1 protein-coding gene is annotated in these 468 nt (G+C 68.4%); it reads right to left on the bottom strand.

Annotation, left to right across the window (positions count from 1 at the left end):
• Positions 1-135: 135 nt before the first annotated feature.
• Positions 136-468: thiamine pyrophosphate-dependent enzyme (locus J5M73_RS31270; RefSeq protein WP_243434004.1), on the bottom strand; the 333-nt coding region annotated here is incomplete at its 5' end.

Raw genomic sequence — 468 nt, 5'->3', positions numbered from 1 at the left:
AGTGTCACCCGGAGGAAATCGCAGAACCCAGACAGATTTCGCTTGGCACTCACGCCGTGCGGCGCGCCACAACAGGACGCGACCGCTCTCGTCCTCGGCCTCGCCGCCCGCCTCAGCCGGCGGCGAGGAGCGCCGTCACCAGCTACGCGGGATGTTGCGCAGGTTGGAGCGGCCCATCGCGACGGCCTCGCCCGCACCGCCGTTGAGCACGATGCGCGACATGGCCGTCGCGAACCCGAACACCTGGTCGCTCGTGATCTTCGGCGGGATCGACAGTGCCATCGGGTCGGTGACGATGTCGACGAGGCTCGGGCCCTTGTGCGAGAGCGCCTCGGCGTACGCCTTCTCGAGGTCCTTCGGGTTCTCGACGCGGATGGCGTGCCAGCCCATCGCCTGAGCGATGGCGGCGTAGTTGACCTCGGGCACGTCGACGCCGAAGTCGGGCAGCTTGTCGACGAGCATCTCGAG

The sequence above is a fragment of the Pseudomonas sp. 50_B genome (genome assembly GCF_017491625.1).
GTDB classification, from domain to species: Bacteria; Pseudomonadota; Gammaproteobacteria; order Pseudomonadales; family Pseudomonadaceae; genus Aquipseudomonas; species Aquipseudomonas danubii.
This window is presented reverse-complemented; position numbering and strand designations above follow the sequence as displayed.